General features: G+C 62.5%; 15 protein-coding genes and 1 pseudogene. 12 read left to right on the top strand and 4 right to left on the bottom strand.

Annotated elements, in window-relative coordinates; translation table 11 throughout:
- Positions 1 to 65 precede the first annotated feature (65 nt).
- From ACYG9Y_RS20045 to ACYG9Y_RS20020, 6 genes are read left to right on the top strand one after another with little or no spacing between them, the layout of a single operon-like run.
- Positions 66 to 2360 (top strand): bifunctional salicylyl-CoA 5-hydroxylase/oxidoreductase, encoded by a 2295-nt coding sequence (locus ACYG9Y_RS20045; protein ID WP_023738335.1) that lies wholly within the window; start codon positions 66 to 68, stop codon positions 2358 to 2360.
- Positions 2357 to 3130 (top strand): SDR family NAD(P)-dependent oxidoreductase, encoded by a 774-nt coding sequence (locus ACYG9Y_RS20040; RefSeq protein ID WP_023699861.1) that lies wholly within the window; start codon positions 2357 to 2359, stop codon positions 3128 to 3130. Before ACYG9Y_RS20045 ends, ACYG9Y_RS20040 begins: the two co-directional genes overlap by 4 nt.
- A complete protein-coding gene (locus ACYG9Y_RS20035; protein ID WP_023699860.1) occupies positions 3124 to 3594 on the top strand; it encodes a MarR family winged helix-turn-helix transcriptional regulator in 471 nt (156 codons plus the stop codon). The genes ACYG9Y_RS20040 and ACYG9Y_RS20035 overlap by 7 nt, the downstream gene beginning before the upstream one ends.
- Complete coding sequence (locus ACYG9Y_RS20030; protein WP_023738336.1) at positions 3591 to 4403, top strand: enoyl-CoA hydratase family protein; 813 nt, start codon at positions 3591 to 3593, stop codon at positions 4401 to 4403. Before ACYG9Y_RS20035 ends, ACYG9Y_RS20030 begins: the two co-directional genes overlap by 4 nt.
- Positions 4403 to 5551 (top strand): acyl-CoA dehydrogenase family protein, encoded by a 1149-nt coding sequence (locus ACYG9Y_RS20025; RefSeq protein ID WP_023738337.1) that lies wholly within the window; start codon positions 4403 to 4405, stop codon positions 5549 to 5551. The genes ACYG9Y_RS20030 and ACYG9Y_RS20025 overlap by 1 nt, the downstream gene beginning before the upstream one ends.
- A 54-nt stretch (positions 5552 to 5605) precedes the next feature.
- On the top strand, positions 5606 to 6001 hold the full coding sequence (locus ACYG9Y_RS20020) for a RidA family protein (protein ID WP_023738338.1): 396 nt from the start codon (positions 5606 to 5608) through the stop codon (positions 5999 to 6001).
- Here the strand turns inward: ACYG9Y_RS20020 and ACYG9Y_RS20015 are convergent, their stop codons facing one another.
- Complete coding sequence (locus tag ACYG9Y_RS20015; protein ID WP_352609230.1) at positions 6002 to 7093, bottom strand: LLM class flavin-dependent oxidoreductase; 1092 nt, start codon at positions 7091 to 7093, stop codon at positions 6002 to 6004.
- A 124-nt stretch (positions 7094 to 7217) separates the two neighbouring features.
- Between ACYG9Y_RS20015 and ACYG9Y_RS20010 the strand changes: the two genes are divergently transcribed.
- The 5 genes from ACYG9Y_RS20010 to ACYG9Y_RS19990 all read left to right on the top strand — a co-directional run bounded on the left by ACYG9Y_RS20010 (position 7218) and on the right by ACYG9Y_RS19990 (position 12350).
- Positions 7218 to 7979, top strand: coding sequence for an HpcH/HpaI aldolase family protein (locus ACYG9Y_RS20010; RefSeq protein WP_023686922.1), 762 nt, complete (start codon positions 7218 to 7220; stop codon positions 7977 to 7979).
- Between the two features lie 155 nt (positions 7980 to 8134).
- Entirely contained in the window at positions 8135 to 9334 is a 1200-nt protein-coding gene (locus tag ACYG9Y_RS20005; RefSeq protein WP_023667810.1) for a pyridoxal phosphate-dependent aminotransferase, read from the top strand.
- 76 nt (positions 9335 to 9410) lie between these two features.
- A complete protein-coding gene (locus tag ACYG9Y_RS20000) occupies positions 9411 to 10208 on the top strand; it encodes an ABC transporter substrate-binding protein (RefSeq protein ID WP_023682726.1) in 798 nt (265 codons plus the stop codon).
- Between the two features lie 150 nt (positions 10209 to 10358).
- Entirely contained in the window at positions 10359 to 11033 is a 675-nt protein-coding gene (locus ACYG9Y_RS19995; protein WP_023667812.1) for an amino acid ABC transporter permease, read from the top strand.
- Between the two features lie 45 nt (positions 11034 to 11078).
- Positions 11079 to 12350 (top strand): cysteine desulfurase-like protein, encoded by a 1272-nt coding sequence (locus ACYG9Y_RS19990; protein WP_023738339.1) that lies wholly within the window; start codon positions 11079 to 11081, stop codon positions 12348 to 12350.
- 8 nt (positions 12351 to 12358) lie between these two features.
- Here ACYG9Y_RS19990 and ACYG9Y_RS19985 read toward each other — a convergent pair whose 3' ends face one another.
- The 3 genes and pseudogenes from ACYG9Y_RS19985 to ACYG9Y_RS19975 form a co-directional block, all read right to left on the bottom strand.
- Positions 12359 to 14320 (bottom strand): 3-hydroxyacyl-CoA dehydrogenase NAD-binding domain-containing protein, encoded by a 1962-nt coding sequence (locus tag ACYG9Y_RS19985; protein WP_023738340.1) that lies wholly within the window; start codon positions 14318 to 14320, stop codon positions 12359 to 12361.
- A gap of 223 nt (positions 14321 to 14543) precedes the next feature.
- A pseudogene (locus tag ACYG9Y_RS19980) lies at positions 14544 to 15520 on the bottom strand (UDP-glucuronic acid decarboxylase family protein).
- Positions 15521 to 15699: 179 nt separating this feature from the next.
- The gene (locus ACYG9Y_RS19975) at positions 15700 to 15882 is read right to left on the bottom strand and encodes a hypothetical protein (protein ID WP_023667816.1); all 183 of its coding nucleotides are present in this window, start codon (positions 15880 to 15882) and stop codon (positions 15700 to 15702) included.
- 102 nt (positions 15883 to 15984) lie between these two features.
- On the opposite strand from ACYG9Y_RS19975, the gene ACYG9Y_RS19970 reads away from it, so the two are divergent.
- A complete protein-coding gene (locus ACYG9Y_RS19970; RefSeq protein WP_023738341.1) occupies positions 15985 to 17265 on the top strand; it encodes a nucleotide sugar dehydrogenase in 1281 nt (426 codons plus the stop codon).
- The last annotated feature ends 8 nt before the right edge of the window (positions 17266 to 17273 follow it).

Genomic DNA, 17273 nt, shown 5'->3' with positions numbered 1-17273 from the left:
AGCTTGAAATATTTTGTCTCCGGCGCGATACTTAATATGCAGCAAGCGAAGAGGAGATCGCACGGATGAAGGTTGCGGTTCTCGGTGGCGGACCAGCCGGCCTCTACTTTGCCATTTCAATGAAGCTGCGGGACGCCGCCCACGAGATCACGGTGTTCGAGCGCAATCGCGCCGACGATACGTTCGGCTGGGGCGTCGTGCTGTCGGCCGAAACACTCGACAACCTTGCCAAAAACGACCCGGTCAGCGCTGTCTGGATCAAGAAGCATTTCGCCTATTGGGACGACATCGCCGTCATCCATGACGGCGTGCGCACGGTCTCGTCGGGCCACGGTTTCTGTGGCATCGGCCGCAAGCGGCTTCTGGTCCTGCTGCAGCGACGCGCGCGCGAACTTGGCGTGAGGCTGATGTTCGAGAGCGATATCGCCGACCCTCAGCCCTATATGGAGACGCATGATCTGGTCGTCGCCGCCGATGGGCTGAACTCAAGGGCGCGCAACACCTTCGTCGAAGTCTTCAAGCCCGACATCGACACCCGCAAATGCAAATTCGTCTGGCTCGGCACCAACCAGAAATTCGACGACGCCTTCACCTTCATCTTCGAGAAGACCGAGCATGGCTGGGTGTGGGCGCACGCCTATCAATTCGACAGCGAGACAGCGACCTTCATTGTCGAGTGCAGCGAACAGACCTGGGCTGCCTTCGGCTTCGGCGCCATGTCGCAGCAGGAATCCATCGCCGTCTGCGAGCGCATCTTTGAGAAACATCTCGGCGGCCACGCGCTGATGACCAATGCCAATCACATCAGAGGTTCGGCCTGGATCAATTTCCCGCGCGTGCTGTGCGAACGCTGGTCCTACAAGAACCTGGCTCTGATGGGCGACGCGGCGGCCTCGGCACATTTCTCGATCGGCTCCGGGACCAAGCTCGCATTGGAAAGCGCGGTGGCGCTGGCCGAATATGTCAAAACCGAACCGGACCTCGACGCCGCCTTCCGCAAGTATGAGGATGCGCGGCGCACCGAGGTGCTGAAGCTGCAGTCGGCGGCGCGCAATTCGCTGGAGTGGTTCGAGGAGGTCGAGCGCTATCTCGGCCTCGATCCGGTGCAGTTCAATTATTCGCTGCTGACCCGCTCGCAACGCATCAGCCACGAGAATTTGCGGCTGCGCGATGCCAAATGGCTTGAAAGCGCCGAGGAATGGTTCCAGCGCCAGGCAGGGGCAGGCGGCAACAGGCAGCGCCGGGCACCGATGTTCGCGCCGTTCAAACTGCGCGACATGCAGCTCAACAACCGCATCGTCGTTTCGCCGATGGCGCAGTACAAGGCAGTCGATGGCTGCCCGACCGACTGGCATTTCGCCCACTATGCCGAGCGTGCCAAGGGCGGCGCCGGGCTTGTCTATATCGAGATGACCTGCGTCAGCCCGGAAGGACGCATCACGCCCGGTTGTCCCGGCTTCTATGCGTCCGAACATGAGGTGGCGTGGAAGCGGCTGGTCGATTTCGTCCACACCGAGACCGAGGCGAAAATCTGCGCCCAGATTGGCCATTCCGGGGCCAAGGGCTCGACCCGTGTCGGGTGGGAAGGCACCGACGTGCCGCTCGCCTCGGGCAATTGGCCGGTCATGGCGGCCTCGGCGATTGCATGGTCGCCTGAGAATCAGGTGCCGAAAGCCATGGACCGCGCCGACATGGACGAGGTGCGTGACCAGTTCGTCGCGTCCACCGAGATGGCAGATCGCTGCGGTTTCGACATGCTCGAGATCCATGCCGCGCATGGCTATTTGCTGTCGTCCTTCATCACGCCGGTCACCAACCAGCGCACGGATGAGTATGGCGGTTCGCGGGAAAATCGCATGCGCTATCCCCTGGAAATCTTCCATGCGGTGCGCGCCGCCTGGCCGACGCGAAAGCCGATCTCGGTGCGCATTTCGGCCAATGATTGGGTCGGCATCGAAGGTGTGACGCCGGCCGATGCGGTGGAGATCGCGCGGATGCTGCACGAAGCCGGCGTCGACATATGCGACGTCTCGGCAGGCCAGACCTCGATTGCCGCCAAGCCTGTCTATGGCCGAATGTTCCAGACGCCGTTCTCGGACCGCATCCGCAACGAGGTCGGCATGGCGACGATGGCGGTCGGCAACATCTACGAGCCGGATCATGTCAATTCGATCCTGATGGCCGGCCGCGCCGACCTGGTGGCCCTGGCACGGCCGCATCTCGCCGATCCCTACTGGACGCTGCATGCAGCCGTGACGCTCGGTGATCGTGGTGTCAAATGGCCGGATCCCTATCTGCCCGGACGCGACCAGATCTACCGGCTGGCCGAGCGCGATGCGGCGGCGGGGCTGAAAGTATGACGACGGCCTTGGCGATTTCAGGCAAACATGCGCTGGTCACTGGCGGCGGCTCCGGCGTCGGCCGGGCCATCGCGCTCGTGCTGGCCGAGGCCGGCATAGAGGTGACCATATGCGGGAGGCGCGACGCCGAGCTTGCCAAGTTGGCCGGCGAGAACGACCGCATCCACGCCATGTCAGCCGATGTCACCGACGAGGCGGCGATGATTTCGCTCTACGCGCAAGCGGAAGCCGTGCGCGGCCCGTTCGACATCGTCGTCGCCAATGCCGGCATGGCCGGCAGCACGCCGGCGCACAGGACCTCGCTTGCCGACTGGCAGCGGACGCTCGACGTCAATCTGACCGGCGCCTTCCTGACGGTGAAGCCGGCGCTGGCCGGCATGGCCGCGCGCAAGGCGGGCCGGATCGTCTTCGTCGCCTCGACCGCAGGGCTGAAAGGCTACGCCTATGTCGCGCCCTACGTGGCGGCCAAGCATGGGGTGGTCGGGCTGATGCGGGCATTGGCGGCCGAGACGGCGAAATCCGGCGTGACCGTCAACGCCGTTTGCCCGGGCTTCGTAGAGACCGACATGCTGGCGGACTCCATTCAGCGCGTCGTCGAAAAGACCGGCCGCTCAGTCGAGCAGGCGCGGGCGAGCCTTGCCTCGACCAACCCGCAAGGCCGTTTCATCCAGCCGCAGGAAGTTGCCGCGACGGTGCTCTGGCTGTGCGGCGATGCGGCTGCGTCGATTACCGGACAAGCGATTTCGATCTCAGGAGGCGAAACATGGTAGCCGGCCCATTGCCCGCGCCGTCGGGACCCGGCAAGGACCGGCTGCGTCTCTGGATCAGGCTGCTGCGCGCCTCGCGCACGATTGAGGCGGAACTGCGCGAGCGGCTGAAGAAAGAATTCGATACGACACTGCCGCGTTTCGACGTCATGGCCGCCCTCTACCGCGCGCCGGAAGGCATGCTGATGAGCGATCTGTCGCGCTTCCTGCTGGTCTCCAACGGCAATGTCACCGGCATTGTCGACCGGCTGGTTTCGGAAGGCCTGGTCGCGCGCGCGCGCCGCAATGGCGATCGCCGCACATCCATGGTGCGACTGACCGATGAGGGTTCCAGATCCTTTGCCACAATGGCCGCGGCGCATGAGGGTTGGATCGGCGAATTGCTGGGCAAGGTCAGCGAGGAGGATGCGCGCCGGCTGACCGGCATGCTGACCTCGTTCCGCAGCAACTGGGAGGGACGCGAATGAGTTCGATGGCCGGCCTCAAGCCGAAGCACTTCCTGTGGGAGGTCGAAGGCAGGATCGCCAGGGTGCGGTTAGACCGGCCGGAGCGCAAGAATCCACTGACCTTCGACAGCTATGCCGAACTGCGCGACACATTCCGCGACCTCGTCTATGCCGACGACGTCGACGCCGTGGTGTTTCTGTCCAATGGCGGCAATTTCTGCTCGGGCGGCGATGTCCACGACATTATCGGCCCATTGGTCAAGATGGACATGAAGGAGTTGCTTGCCTTCACCCGCATGACCGGCGATTTCGTCAAGGCGATGCTCAACTGCGGCAAGCCGATCATCGCGGCGATCGACGGTGTCGCGGTCGGCGCCGGCGCCATCATCGCCATGAGCGCCGACATCCGCATCGCCACGCCGGAGGCCAAGACCGCCTTCCTGTTCACCCGCGTTGGCCTTGCCGGCTGCGACATGGGCGCCTGCGCGATTCTGCCGCGCATCATCGGCCAGGGCCGTGCCGCCGAATTGCTCTACACCGGCCGCACGATGACGGCTGCGGAAGGCGAGCGCTGGGGCTTCTACAACAGGCTGGTCGATGCGGCGGCGCTCGAGGCCGACGCGCTCGAGATGGCGGCGCGCATCGTCTCCGGCCCGACCTTCGCGCACGGCATCACCAAGACGCAGTTGAACCAGGAATGGTCGATGGGCCTCGACCAGGCGATCGAAGCGGAAGCGCAGGCGCAGGCGATCTGCATGCAGACGCGTGACTTCGAGCGCGCCTACAAGGCCTTCGTCGCCAAGAAAAAACCGGTGTTCGAGGGCAATTGATGGCTGACAGGAGTTTCCTCAACTGGCCGTTCTTTGAAGATCGCCACCGCGAATTGGCCGAAAGGCTGGAAGCATGGTGCGCCAGGAACCTGCCGGTCGATCACCATGACGTCGATGCCGCCTGCCGCGAGCTGGTGGCCAAGCTTGGCCGCGACGGCTGGTTGAAGCCGACGGCGCTTGATACGGACAATCCGGGACCGCTCGATGTCCGCACTTTGTGCATCATGCGCGAGACGCTAGCGCGCCATGACGGGTTGGCCGACTTTGCCTTCGCCATGCAGGGGCTCGGCACCGGCGCGCTCAGCCTGTTCGGCACGCCTGACCAGCAGCAATGGCTGGCAAAGACCACGGCCGGCAAGGCGATCTCGGCCTTCGCGCTTTCGGAGCCACGCTCCGGGTCGGATGTCGCCAACACCGAAATGACGGCGATCCGCGATGGCGACTTCTATATCCTCAGCGGCGAGAAGACCTGGATTTCCAATGGCGGCATCGCCGATCTCTACGTCGTCTTTGCCCGCACCGGCGAGGCGCCGGGCGCCAAGGGACTTTCCGCCTTTCTCGTACCCGCCGACGCCAAGGGGCTTGGCATCACCGAGCGCCTTGAGGTGATCGCTCCGCATCCGCTGGCGCGGCTTTCCTTCGATCAGGTGCGGGTGCCGGCTTCGGCGCTGATCGGCAAACCGGGAGACGGCTTCCGCATCGCCATGTCGGTGCTTGACGTGTTCCGCTCGACGGTCGGCGCGGCGGCACTCGGCTTTGCCCGCCGGGCGCTGGACGAAAGCATCAGCAGGGTGGCCGAGCGCAAACTTTTCGGCGCTCCGATGGCAGAGCTGCAGATGGTGCAAGGCCATATCGCCGACATGGCGCTGGACATCGATGCCGCAGCGCTGCTGGTCTACCGCGCTGCCTGGACCAAGGACATGGGCGCGGCTCGTGTCACCCGCGAGGCGGCGATGGCCAAGCTGTTCGCCACCGACAAGGCGCAAGAGGTGATCGACAAGGCTGTGCAGCTGCATGGGGGGGACGGCGTCCGCAAGGGCCATATCGTCGAGAGCCTCTATCGCGAGATCCGCGCGCTACGCATCTACGAGGGCGCATCCGATGTGCAGAAGGTGGTGATCGCACGGCAGGTGATGGGTGCGGCCTGACGGCGATGTATTTGATTTGAGATTGATCTTTAAGAATACCGGGGAGGCTTGAAAATGCACGAGATCCTGCAGCCGGAGGGCTGGGCGAAACCGGTCGGCTACGCCAACGGCATTGCTGCGCGCGGCAGGCTCGTCTTCGTGGGCGGACAGGTCGGCTGGAACGGGCAGTGCCAGTTCGAGACCGACGATTTCGCCGGCCAGGTGCGGCAGACGCTGCAAAACATCGTCGCCGTGCTGGCGGAAGCCGGCGCGGAGCCACGGCACATCACCGCGATGACCTGGTATTTCACCGACAAGGCCGAATATCTCGGCAACCTCAAGGGGATCGGCGAGGCCTATCGCGAGGTGATCGGCCGACATTTTCCGGCGATGGCCGCCATGCAGGTGGTGGCGCTGGTGGAAGATCGCGCCAAGATCGAGATTCAGGCCACCGCCGTCATTCCGGAATAATCAGCCGCGCAGCCCCGCCTGCCTGAGCAGCGGCAGCACATGGTCGCAGAAATAGGGCAGTTCCCTGGTGTAGTTGACGAACGACAGCGCGATGCCCTGGTAGCCATGCCCGGCAATGGCAGCCATCTCGGCGGCGATCGTCTCCGGCGTTCCAACCAGCGGGTAGGTGCCGGCGCCGCCGGCGAAACGCTGCCGGTAGCGGTCATAGGCATGCGGGTCATGCGACTGCGAGAACTCCTTCTTGCCGGCCATATGGGCATCGACCGCATCGTGGTCGGCCAGATCGACGGCATAGCGCGTGTAGTAGGCCTGCGCCTCTTCCATGGTTGGACGGCAGACGACATGCGCCACCGTGTAGACGCCAACGTTGCGGCCAACCTTGTCGGCCCGCTCGCTGATGTCGGCGACATGCTTGCCGGCATCGCTCATTTCCGAAAAGGTCGTGAACAGATAATCGCATCGGGCGGCGGCGAAATCGCGGCCCGGGCCACCGAAAGCCGCATTCATGGTCACCGGACGCGGCTGCTGCACACTGGCCGGCCGGCTCACCGCCTCCTTGAGGCGATAGTAGGTGCCCTCGTAGTCCAGAGGCTGGTCCGAGGCGTAAAGCTTTTCCAGGATTTCGATCCATTCGGCGGCCTGGTCGTAGCCCTTCTCAACCAAAGGCGTGCCGAACATGCCGAATTCCTTCGGGTTCCAACCGCAGACGATGTTGAGACCGGCGCGGCCATGGCTTATATGGTCGACAGTTGCCAGCGCCTTGGCGGCATAGAGCGGATGCACCAGCGGCACATGCACGGTCATGAACAGGCCGATCTGCTCGGTGGCCACCGCCAGGGCTGCCGCCCAGGTGAAGGTCTCGAACGACCATTCGCGCACCTTGTTGCGGCCGCCAAAGCCACGCCAGCGCGCGATCGGCAGCATAAATTCCAGCCCGGCGCGGTCGGCGATCTGCGCCGCCGTCAGATTGTCCTGCCAGCTTGCCGTCCAGCGTTCCGGCACATCGGTGATGGCCAGACCGCCATCGGCATTGGTCGAGAAGACGCCCAGCTTCAGTTTGTTCGGGCCGTGCAGGGGATGCGTTTTGATCATCATGGGAACTCGTGGCGGGAGACCGACACGCTAGGGCCGCGCAAAAATATTTCAAGCCTGAAATAGCTTCGCCTCGCCGCCGATTGCGGATATCAAATTCGGAGGGGAAAAAAGGGGGATGGATATGAGCGCGTTCCGTCAGAAGTGCATCGGCAAGACCAATCTCGTCGGCTCCTTCGCCGCTATTCCCCATCCCGTCGCCGTCGAAGTGATGGCGCTCACCGGCCTCGACTTCGTCTGCATCGACTGGGAACATGCCCAGATCGCGCGCGACACGATCGAAACCATGGTGCGCGCGGCCGACGTGCATCGCGTGCCGGCCATGGTGCGTGTTCCCGGTCATGCGCCGGAAGCTATCCAGGCGGCGCTCGACAGCGGCGCACAAGGCGTGCTCGTGCCGCGCGTCTCGACCGCTGCTCAGGCCGAGGCGGCGGTGAAAGCCTCGCGCTATCCGCCGCTGGGCGAGCGCGGCGTCGGGCCTGGCCGCGCGGCCGGCTATGGCTATCGCATTCCCGAATATCTGGCCGCGGCCAATGACAGGGTGGTCGTCGCGGTCCAGGTCGAGACATCGGAGGGGCTGGCCAACATCGAGGCGATCGCGGCCATAGACGGTATCGATGTGGTCTTCGTCGGCCCCGGCGATCTCTCCGTGTCGATCGATGCGATCGGGCCGAAAGGCGTGGACAAGCTCAATGAGGCGATCACAAGGATCATCCGCGCGACCGTCGCGCATGGCAGGACATCGGGCATATTTTGCGCCAGCCCACAGACGATCAGCCAGTGGGCCGCTATCGGCGCGAGCTTCTTCGTGCTGGCCAGCGATACGATGTTTCTTGGCGCCGGCGCTGCGGCCAACTGCACCGCTGCGCGCGCCGAGCTGCGGTAGACGGGCGGGATCGGGCAAGAACTTTTTAAGCTTAAAACTTTTTCCTTGAAAAGCGCAGCACATTGGATAGCATCCAAACTCGATGGCGACTGTCGTGCCGGTGGGGCTTGCCGGGCAGTCCGTCGCGGTGCTCCGGGTGGGAGGGGTTTCAGTCCTTGTCGTTCATACTGCCCCAGTCATCGTCCAGCGCGCGTTATGCTTTCGACGGCGTACGTGCCCAGATCCGTGACCTGCACACCGAAAACATTGCCAACCTTGCCGTGCGCGCCCGAGAACTGGGCGACGTGATCGCGCTCTGGTACGGCGAAGGCGACATGGTGACGCCCGCTTTCATCCGCGACGCGGCGAAGGCCGCCTTCGATGAAGGCCAGACGTTCTACGTCCCTAACATGCGTGGGCACCCCCTACTGAACGAGGCGCTGTCGGAATACCAAACGCGCATTCACGGGCGGACGATCCCGATTGCGCGCACCACGGTCACGCCCGGCGGCATGCAGGCGCTGTACCTGGCGCTGGAACTGCTGGTCGATACCGGCAGCAACGTCGTCTATGTCGCGCCGCAATGGCCCAACATCCACAACGCCATCCATCTGATCGGGGGCGAGCCAAGGCCGTTTTCGCTCGACTTCAAGGGCGACTGGCATCTCGATCTCGACCGGCTGTTCGCCACTTGCGATGCGCGCACACGCGCGATCTTCCTGTCGACGCCGTCCAACCCGACCGGCTGGACCGCGTCGCGCGAGGAGATGCAGGCGCTGCTCGACTTCAGTCGGCGCACCGGCATCTGGATCATCTCCGACGAGGTCTATGGCCGGCTCTATTTCGACGGCAATGTTGCTCCTTCCATCCTGCAGATCGCCGAGGATGGCGACCGGGTGCTGTCGGTCAACAGTTTTTCGAAGGCGTGGGCGATGACCGGCTGGCGCATCGGCTGGCTGACGCATCCGTCGGGGGTGGCCGACCAGCTTGGCGCCATGACGCAGTACATCAACAGCGGCACCGCCGCGCCTATCCAGGCAGGCGCTGTCGCCGCCATCCGCCAAGGCGAGCCGCTGGTCGAGGAGATCAGGCAGCGGATCAAAACCGGCCTCGACCTTGCCTATGACAGACTGGCCCAGATTCCCGGCATCATCCTGCCGACGAAACCGCGCGGAGGCATGTATGCCTTCTTTGCCATGGACGGCGAAAGCGACGCCCGGCAGGCCTGCGCCAGGATACTGGAGACGGCGCGCGTCGGGCTGGCTCCCGGCCACCTCTTTGGAAATTCGGCAGCGGCCTTCCTGCGGATGTGCGTGTGCCGTGAACGCGACCAGATAGCGACCGCGCTCGAGCGCATGGTCGCCGCCATGAATTGACGCCCCGCTGGGAGGTGGGACGGCAACAAACCGTGCGGGAGCAAACCCGCCCGATCACAACCAGAGGGAACACAAAATGAGCTTCACTCGTCGCAACCTGCTTCTTCTCGCCGCCACGATCGGCATCGCTGCCGGCCCGGCCACCGCCTTTGCCGCCGATGTGCTCAATGTCGGCGCCTACCCGACCAATCCGCCCTTCGAATACAAGAACGAGAGCGGCACTTTCGAGGGCTTTGAAGTCGACATCGTCAACGAAGCGGCCAAGCGTGCCGGCATGACCACCGACATTGCCGACCTCGGCTTCCAGGCGCTGTTCGCGGCTGTCAGTTCCAACCGCATCGATGTCGCGATCTCCTCGATCACCATCACGCCGGAGCGACTGAAAACGCTGTCCTTCACCCAGCCCTATTATGACTCCGACATGGGCATTGCGACGAAGACCGATAGCGCTGTTAACACCGAGGCCGACCTCAAGGGCAAGATCGTCGGCGTGCTTTCAGGCTCGACCGGCGAGACCTGGGTCAAGGCGCATCAGGAGGCTGACGGCTACAGCGACGTGAAGGGCTATGACACGCAGCAGAATCTTCTGCTCGACCTCAGCGCGGGCCGCGTGGACGCCGCCGTCAGCGATATTCCGGGCATGGAATACTCCTTCACCAAGATGAAGGACCTGAAGGTCAAGCAGCGCATCAAGACCGGCGAACAGTACGGCCTGATGATGAGCAAGGACCATCCGCTGCTCGGCAAGCTGAACGACGCGCTGACCGCGATGAAGAAGGACGGAACGCTGGCCGCGATCCACAAGAAGTGGTTCGGCAGCGACGCGCCAGCCGATTCCTCGACGGTCAAGGAAATGCCGCTGCCCAAGGCCTGACCGGCAATGCACTTAAATCGTGCCGGCTCCCAGGCCGGCACGATTCATTTCACGCTCCGGCGCCTGCTGCCACACGGATAGCCTCATCGGAGGCAAGGTCGATTGGTTTTAACTTGAGCATCCTTTGCTCTGGGGTTCGGGAACGCTCCCATGTCGCTGATCGACACCTTCTTCAATCCTGACGTGATCATGTCCAGCCTGCCGGCGCTGTTGCGTGGCTTCCTGAACACGCTGCTGCTCGGCATTTTGAGTATCGGCATCGGCATTCCCATTGGCCTGGGGATCAGCCTGTTGCGGCTCTATGCGCCGAAGCCGCTGCGCTGGCTGGCGGTCGGCTACACCGACATCTTCCGGGCCCTGCCGGTGCTGGTGGTGCTGATCCTGATCTATTATGCGCTGCCCTTCCTCGGCATCCGTCTGTCGTCCTGGGCCTCCGCCGTGACGGCGTTCGCCATCATCATGTCGGCCTATTCAGCAGAAGTGTTCCGCTCCGGCATTGAGAGCATTCCGAAAGGCCAATTCGAGGCAGCACAGGCGCTCGGCCTGCCTTTCCTTTTGACCTTGCGCAAGGTGGTGCTGCCGCAGGCGATCCGAGTCGTCATCCCGCCGATGACCAGCAATTGCGTCTCGATGTTCAAGGACACGTCGCTCGCTTCCACCGTTGCGCTGCCTGAACTGTTGAAGGAAGCGACCAACGCGCAATCGCTCTATGCCAATCCCTCGCCGCTGATCGGCGCCGCTTTGGTCTATCTCATCTTCCTCTGGCCCATGGTCCGCCTCGTCAGCCTGCTCGAAGACCGCTTCAAGACCGAGAAGACGCGCTGACCTCATCAACCGTCCCGCTTCCCAAGCCATTCGCAGGAGATACAGTTGAGCAATTCCCAAGCCGCCGGCGGCTTTCCGGTCGACACCATCCGCGCCATGTTTCCGGCCTTGCAGCGCGCCGGTGATTTCATCTTCATGGACAACGCCGCCGGCGCGCAGATCCCGCAGAGCGTGCTCGACGCGGTGACCAATCACCTGGTCTCGCACAATGTGCAGCGTGGTGGTCGCTATGGGCGCTCGGTCACGGTCGACCAATCGGTTGCGGATGCTCGGACGAGCGTGGCCTTGCTGATCAACGCCTACAGTCCGTCGGAAATCTGCTTCGGCATGAACGCCACCTCGTTCATTCGCCTGGTCAGCCTCGGCATCAGCCAGATGCTGGCCAAGGACACAGAGCGCGACGAGATCGTCATCACCGATATGGACCACGACGCCAACATCGCCACGTGGCTGGCGCTGGAGCCCGCCGGAGCCAAGTTCAAATGGTGGCGCATGCGCGAGGACGGCAACCTGCATGTCGACGACCTCAAGCCGCTGGTTTCCGATCGCACCCGTCTCGTCGCCTGCACGGTGACCGCGCATTCGATCGGCTCGATCGTCGACGTCGCTTCGGTGGCCGCGATCGCGCATGCGGCCGGCGCCGAAGTGTTCCTTGACTGCGTGCATTACGGACCGCACGGGCTGATCGACGTGCAGGCCTGGGACTGCGATTATCTCGTCTGCTCCGGCTACAAGAATTTCTCGCCGCATATGGGCTTTCTGTGGGGCCGCTTCGAAACGCTGAAGCGGCTGCCGACCTTCCGCGAGGATTTCATCCCCGACGAGCCGCCTTACAAGGTCGAGGCCGGCACCTTCATCTACGAGAACGTCTCAGGCATGGATGCCGCGGTGCAGTACCTGGAACTGATCGGCCGCAATCTGGCGCCCTCCAACAACCGCTCGCGGCGCGACAACATCGTTGCCGGCATGGGCGCCATCCGCGACTATGAAATGCTCCTGGCGCGCGAGATGCTCGCCGTGCTCAAGGGATGCAATGCCACGATCTACGGCGTCGCCGAGGAAGCCCGCATCAACGAACGCGTGCCGACATTCTGCTTCAACATCGGCAAGCTGTCGCCGCAGCGGATCGTCGAGGAAATGGCTGACATGCAGATCGGCATCCGCGACGGCCATATGTATGCGCCCCGGCTGATGAAGCGTCTCAACCTGTCGATGGACAGCGGCGCCATCCGCGCCTCGCTGGTTCATTACAACACGGTCGACGAGGTCAGGCGTTTCGGCGAAGCCCTGCGCGCCGTCATCGCCAAGCTGTCTTAGCTCGATCGTCAGATGTCTCCGGCGTGGAACATCGGCCCGCCCTTGTGGGCCGGGAAGCCATAGCCGTTGATCATCACCAGATCGACGTCGGAGGCACGCGCCGCGATGCCTTCGGCCAGCAGTGCCTTGCCCTCTTCGGCCATTGCCGCCAGTAAGCGCGTGACGATCTCATCGGACGAAAAGCGGCGCGGCACGATGCCGTTGGCCGCTCGCACGGCCTCGATCAGCGCCGTTACTTGCGGGTCGCTCCTGCGTTCGCCGTCCGAATAATCGTACCAGCCGCGCCCGGTCTTGCGGCCGAAGCGGCCGGCCTCGCACAGCCGGTCGGCGATTTCGACATAACGTGCTTGCGGATCGCGCATCGCCGCCTGTCGCTTGCGCCGCGCCCAGGCTATCTCCAGCCCAGCCATATCGTTGACCGCGAAGATCCCCATCGGGAAGCCCCAGGCCTCCAGCGCGGCATCCACCTCATCGGGTGCTGCGCCATCCTCCACCATGAACTCCGCCTCGCGGCGGTAGGCGGAATAGATGCGGTTGCCGATGAAACCCTCGGTAACGCCGCACACGACAGGCAGCTTGCCGAGCTTCCTGACGAAGGCGATCGCCGAGGCGAGCACATCGGGCGCCGTCGCCGCGCAATCCACCACTTCGGTGAGCCGCATGACGTTGGCCGGGGAGAAAAAATGCAGGCCGACGATCCGTTCGGGCCGGGCGGTTGCAGAGGCGATCTCGTCGGGGTTGAGGTAGCTGGTGTTGGTCGCAAGGATGGCGTCCGGGCGGACGATACGTTCGAGCTTCCGGAAGAGTTCGGTTTTTACCGCGAGATCGTCGAACACTGCCTCGATGACCAGATCGGCCTGCACCAGCCTGTCGGCTTCGCTGGCCGCTTCAAACCGGCTCAGCGCCTCCCTGCGCGCATGATCGGTGAGACGGCCGGATTGGACTGACTTGTCGAGAAGGCCGGCGATACGCGCGTATCCTTTTGCCGCGGCGTCGTCCGTCTGCTCGACGCCGATTACGCCATAGCCGGCATTCAAGGCCGAGACCGCGATGCCTGCACCCATCAGGCCGGTTCCGACGATACCGACGGTCTCGACCTTGCGAGGCGTGACACCCTCCAGCCTGTCGACTTTGCTGGCTTGCCTCTCGGCAAAGAAGACGTGGCGCAACGCTGCCGCTTCGCGAGAATCCCGGAGGCGCAGGAAGGTCGCGCGTTCGTCCGCAAGACCGTCCTCAAGTTTGGCCGTGGACGCAGCCTGGACCAATCTCACGGCTTCTGCAGGCGCGATCTGTCCACGGCTGCGGGAAAGCACCTTTCTTGCGGCTGCCGCTTCGGCTTCGGGTTGCGAGCGTGGGACGGAAAGCGCGCCCGTGCGCCGCAACGGTTGGCCAACGAGACGGCGGGCGACATCGAGCGCGCCTTCGGGAAGATCGTCGGCAATGGTATCGATCAGACCGAGAGCGAGCGCTTCGTCGGCATTTGCGGGCCGACCCGTGCCGATCAGGTCAATTGCGGCGACCGTGCCGATGAGGCGGGGCAGGCGTTGGGTTCCGCAGGCTCCAGGCACTAACCCGAGCTTGACCTCGGGCAGGCCGAAGCTGGCCGCCTTGCTGGCCACCCGATAGTGGCAGGCCAGCGCAATCTCGCAGCCGCCGCCGAGCGCCGCGCCGCCTACTGCCGCGACGACCGGTTTCGCGAAGCTCTCGATCGCTTCGATCACTTCAGGCAGTGTGGGCTCGATAGCGGGCTTGCCGAATTCCTTGATATCGGCGCCACCGATGAAGGTGCGTCCAATGGCGGTCAGCACCACGGCAGACACTTCATCCGACGCCGCACGCCCAAGCGCAGCCATCAGTCCGGCCCTGACATGGAGGGACAGCGCGTTGACCGGCGGATTTTCGATCGTGACGATGAGAACGCCATCGACGATCTTGCCTGTGACACTCTCGGAAAATCGTGCTGTGTTCATGGAGTTTTATTCCGGAACAACGGCAAATCTTCCTCCTCCTTCTGCTCTCCGCCAATGCCGGTGTCCCGGCTCGGACGGATGAAGCGCCATGGATTCTGCCAAATAACTTCAAGCTTAAAATAATTAGAATTCAAAAAACTTCAAGCCTACCGGAATCGACTGCAAAAGGCGTCGCTACCACGACGGTGATCGGTAGACCTGACGGTTGCACTGCGGTGCCGGGTCAAGGCGAGTTTGTGGAAACCTTCGGCAGCAGGGCTTTGAAATAGTCGATCGTCTGTTGCAACCCGGCTTCCAAAGTCACCGTCGGCTCCCAGCCGACAAGCCTTTTGGCAAGGGTGATATCGGGCTGGCGGTGCCGCGGATCGTCTTGCGGAAGATCGCGGTAAATTGTATCCGAACCTGATCCGGTCATCTGCGTCGTCAGTTCGGCCAAGCGCCTGATCGTTACTTCCCTTGGATTGCCGATGTTTACTGGACCGGTCACCTCCGGCCCCGTATCCATGAGGCGCAGCATGCCGCTCACCAGGTCGTCGACGTAGCAAAACGACCTTGTCTGTGAGCCGTCGCCGAAATGGTTATCGGTTCACCACGAAGCGCCTGCACGATGAAATTTGAGACAACCCTGCCGTCTGCCGGGTGCATGCGCGGCCCGAACGTATTGAAAATCCGCGCGACCTTGACCCACAAGCCATGTTGTCGGTGATAGTCGAAGAACAGCGTTTCGGCGCAGCGTTTGCCTTCATCGTAGCATGAGCGCGGCCCGATCGGGTTTACATTGCCCCAGTAACTCTCGGGCTGCGGATGCACAGACGCGTCACCATAGACCTCACTGGTGGAGGCCTGAAAGACTTTGCATTTCAGCCGCTTTGCCAATCCAAGAACATTGATGGCGCCGTGCACGGCGGTCTTGATCGTCTGAACCGGGTCGTACTGGTAGTGAACAGGCGAGGCCGGACACGCCAGGTTGTAAATCTCATCGACTTCGACGTAGAGCGGAAAGGTCACGTCATGGCGCATGAATTCGAAGCGGGGATGCTTGGCCAAATGGTCGATATTGCGCTTTGATCCGGTGAAAAGGTTGTCGACACACAAGATTTCGTCGCCTCGTTCCAACAGGCGGTCAATAAGATGCGAGCCGATAAACCCTGCGCCCCCGGTAACGAGAATGCGTCTGCGGCTGTCATAGAGTCTGGCCAATTTCTGCTCCCAGGCAAATGCTGATCGACCAGATATCGGTCGCCACACGCAGGATACGCCGTGTCCGCAGCCAATGCACAAGGACCAAACTGAAATTTCGCAGATCCGCTCGGTGCCGATGCGAATTCCGATCCCGGCATTTGGTTTGATCAGAAGGCACGATTGAGGCCGATAGTGGCCTATGGATTGGCAGCAGAGAATATCAGCCCTGTCGTCAGGGCCGCCGCTGCGTAGATGGCCGGCAGAACCTGACGGTTCACCCCAATCCGCAGCAGAGAGTGGCTCGAAACCCGGTCCTGCTGGATTTTATCCACAACATCGATGGCATCGGCGGATGGCAACATGAAAATGGCAACGACCATTTTTCGTGAGACATTCCTCTTCGCGATAGAGCATCGTTGAATTGGCCAACAGCCTGCCATACAAGCACGTCGGCTCAACAGGTGGCTCGAGGAACCCCACGGATGTCCGAACGCATTGCAGTTATCGGCCTGGGTTATGTCGGCCTGCCGGTAGCCATTGCCTTTGGGAAGGTTTTCCCCGGCACCATAGCTTTTGACATCAGCGAGCGTCGGATCGGGGAATTGCGTGGCGGCGTCGATCGTACGGGGGAAGTTGACGCAACGGCGCTCAAGGAGACCTCGATAGGGCTGACCACCGACCGGGAGATGTTGAAAGGCGCTACTTTCTTCATCGTCGCCGTGCCAACCCCTATCGACGCAAATCGCGCTCCCGATCTAGCTTCTTTGAAACTGGCGTCCGAACTCGTCGGCGAGGCGGTGAGCAAAGGCGCCGTCGTCGTTTTTGAGTCGACAGTCTATCCAGGTGTGACCGAAGATTTCTGTGGGCCGATCATCGAGCAGGTTTCCGGCCTGCGACATCCCCGCGACTTTGCCCTCGGCTATTCGCCCGAACGCGCCAACCCCGGCGATCGGGAACACTCGCTGCAAAAGATCGTCAAAGTCGTCTCCGGCGAGAATAGCGAGACGCTGGAGCGCGTCGCGAACGTTTATGGCCGTATCATCGATGCCGGCGTCTACCGCGCCCCGTCGATCAAGGTGGCCGAGGCAGCGAAGGTTATCGAGAACACCCAGCGCGATCTGAACATCGCGCTGATGAACGAACTGGCAATGATCTTCGAGCGGCTCGATATCCGGACGCAGGATGTTCTTGATGCTGCGTCGACGAAATGGAACTTCCTTCCCTTCAAACCGGGGTTCGTCGGCGGCCACTGCATCAGCGTCGATCCATATTATTTGACCGCCAAGGCCGAGGCCGAAGGTTACCATCCGCAGATCATCCTCGCCGGACGTCGCATCAATGACGGCATGGGGGCCTTCGTCGCCCAGCAGGTTGTCAAACGGCTGATTGGTTCTGACACGCCCGTCAAAGGGGCTTCTGTCGGCATTCTCGGGCTGACATTCAAGGAGGACGTGCCGGATTTGCGCAACAGCCGCGTTTTCGACATGGTCAAGGAACTAAGGCAGTTCGGAATTGTCCCCAAAGTCCATGATCCCCTTGCCGATGTCGAAACCGCTCGGCGTGATCACGGCGAAACAATCCTGCCGCTCGATGAGATAAACGATTTGCAGGCGCTTGTTCTGGCGGTGCCTCACAGGCAATATCTCACCAACGAAAGAGCGCGTCTTTTTCAAATGATCAGGCCGGGGGGGACACTGTTCGATGTCAAGTCGGCCATCAAGCCCAATGAAGTTCCCGACAACATAAAATACTGGAGCTTGTAAAGCTCGCC

The sequence above is a fragment of the Mesorhizobium sp. W050 genome, assembly GCF_054719535.1.
The sequence above is the reverse complement of the archived record's forward strand: the minus strand, read 5'-3'. Positions and strand labels throughout refer to the sequence as shown.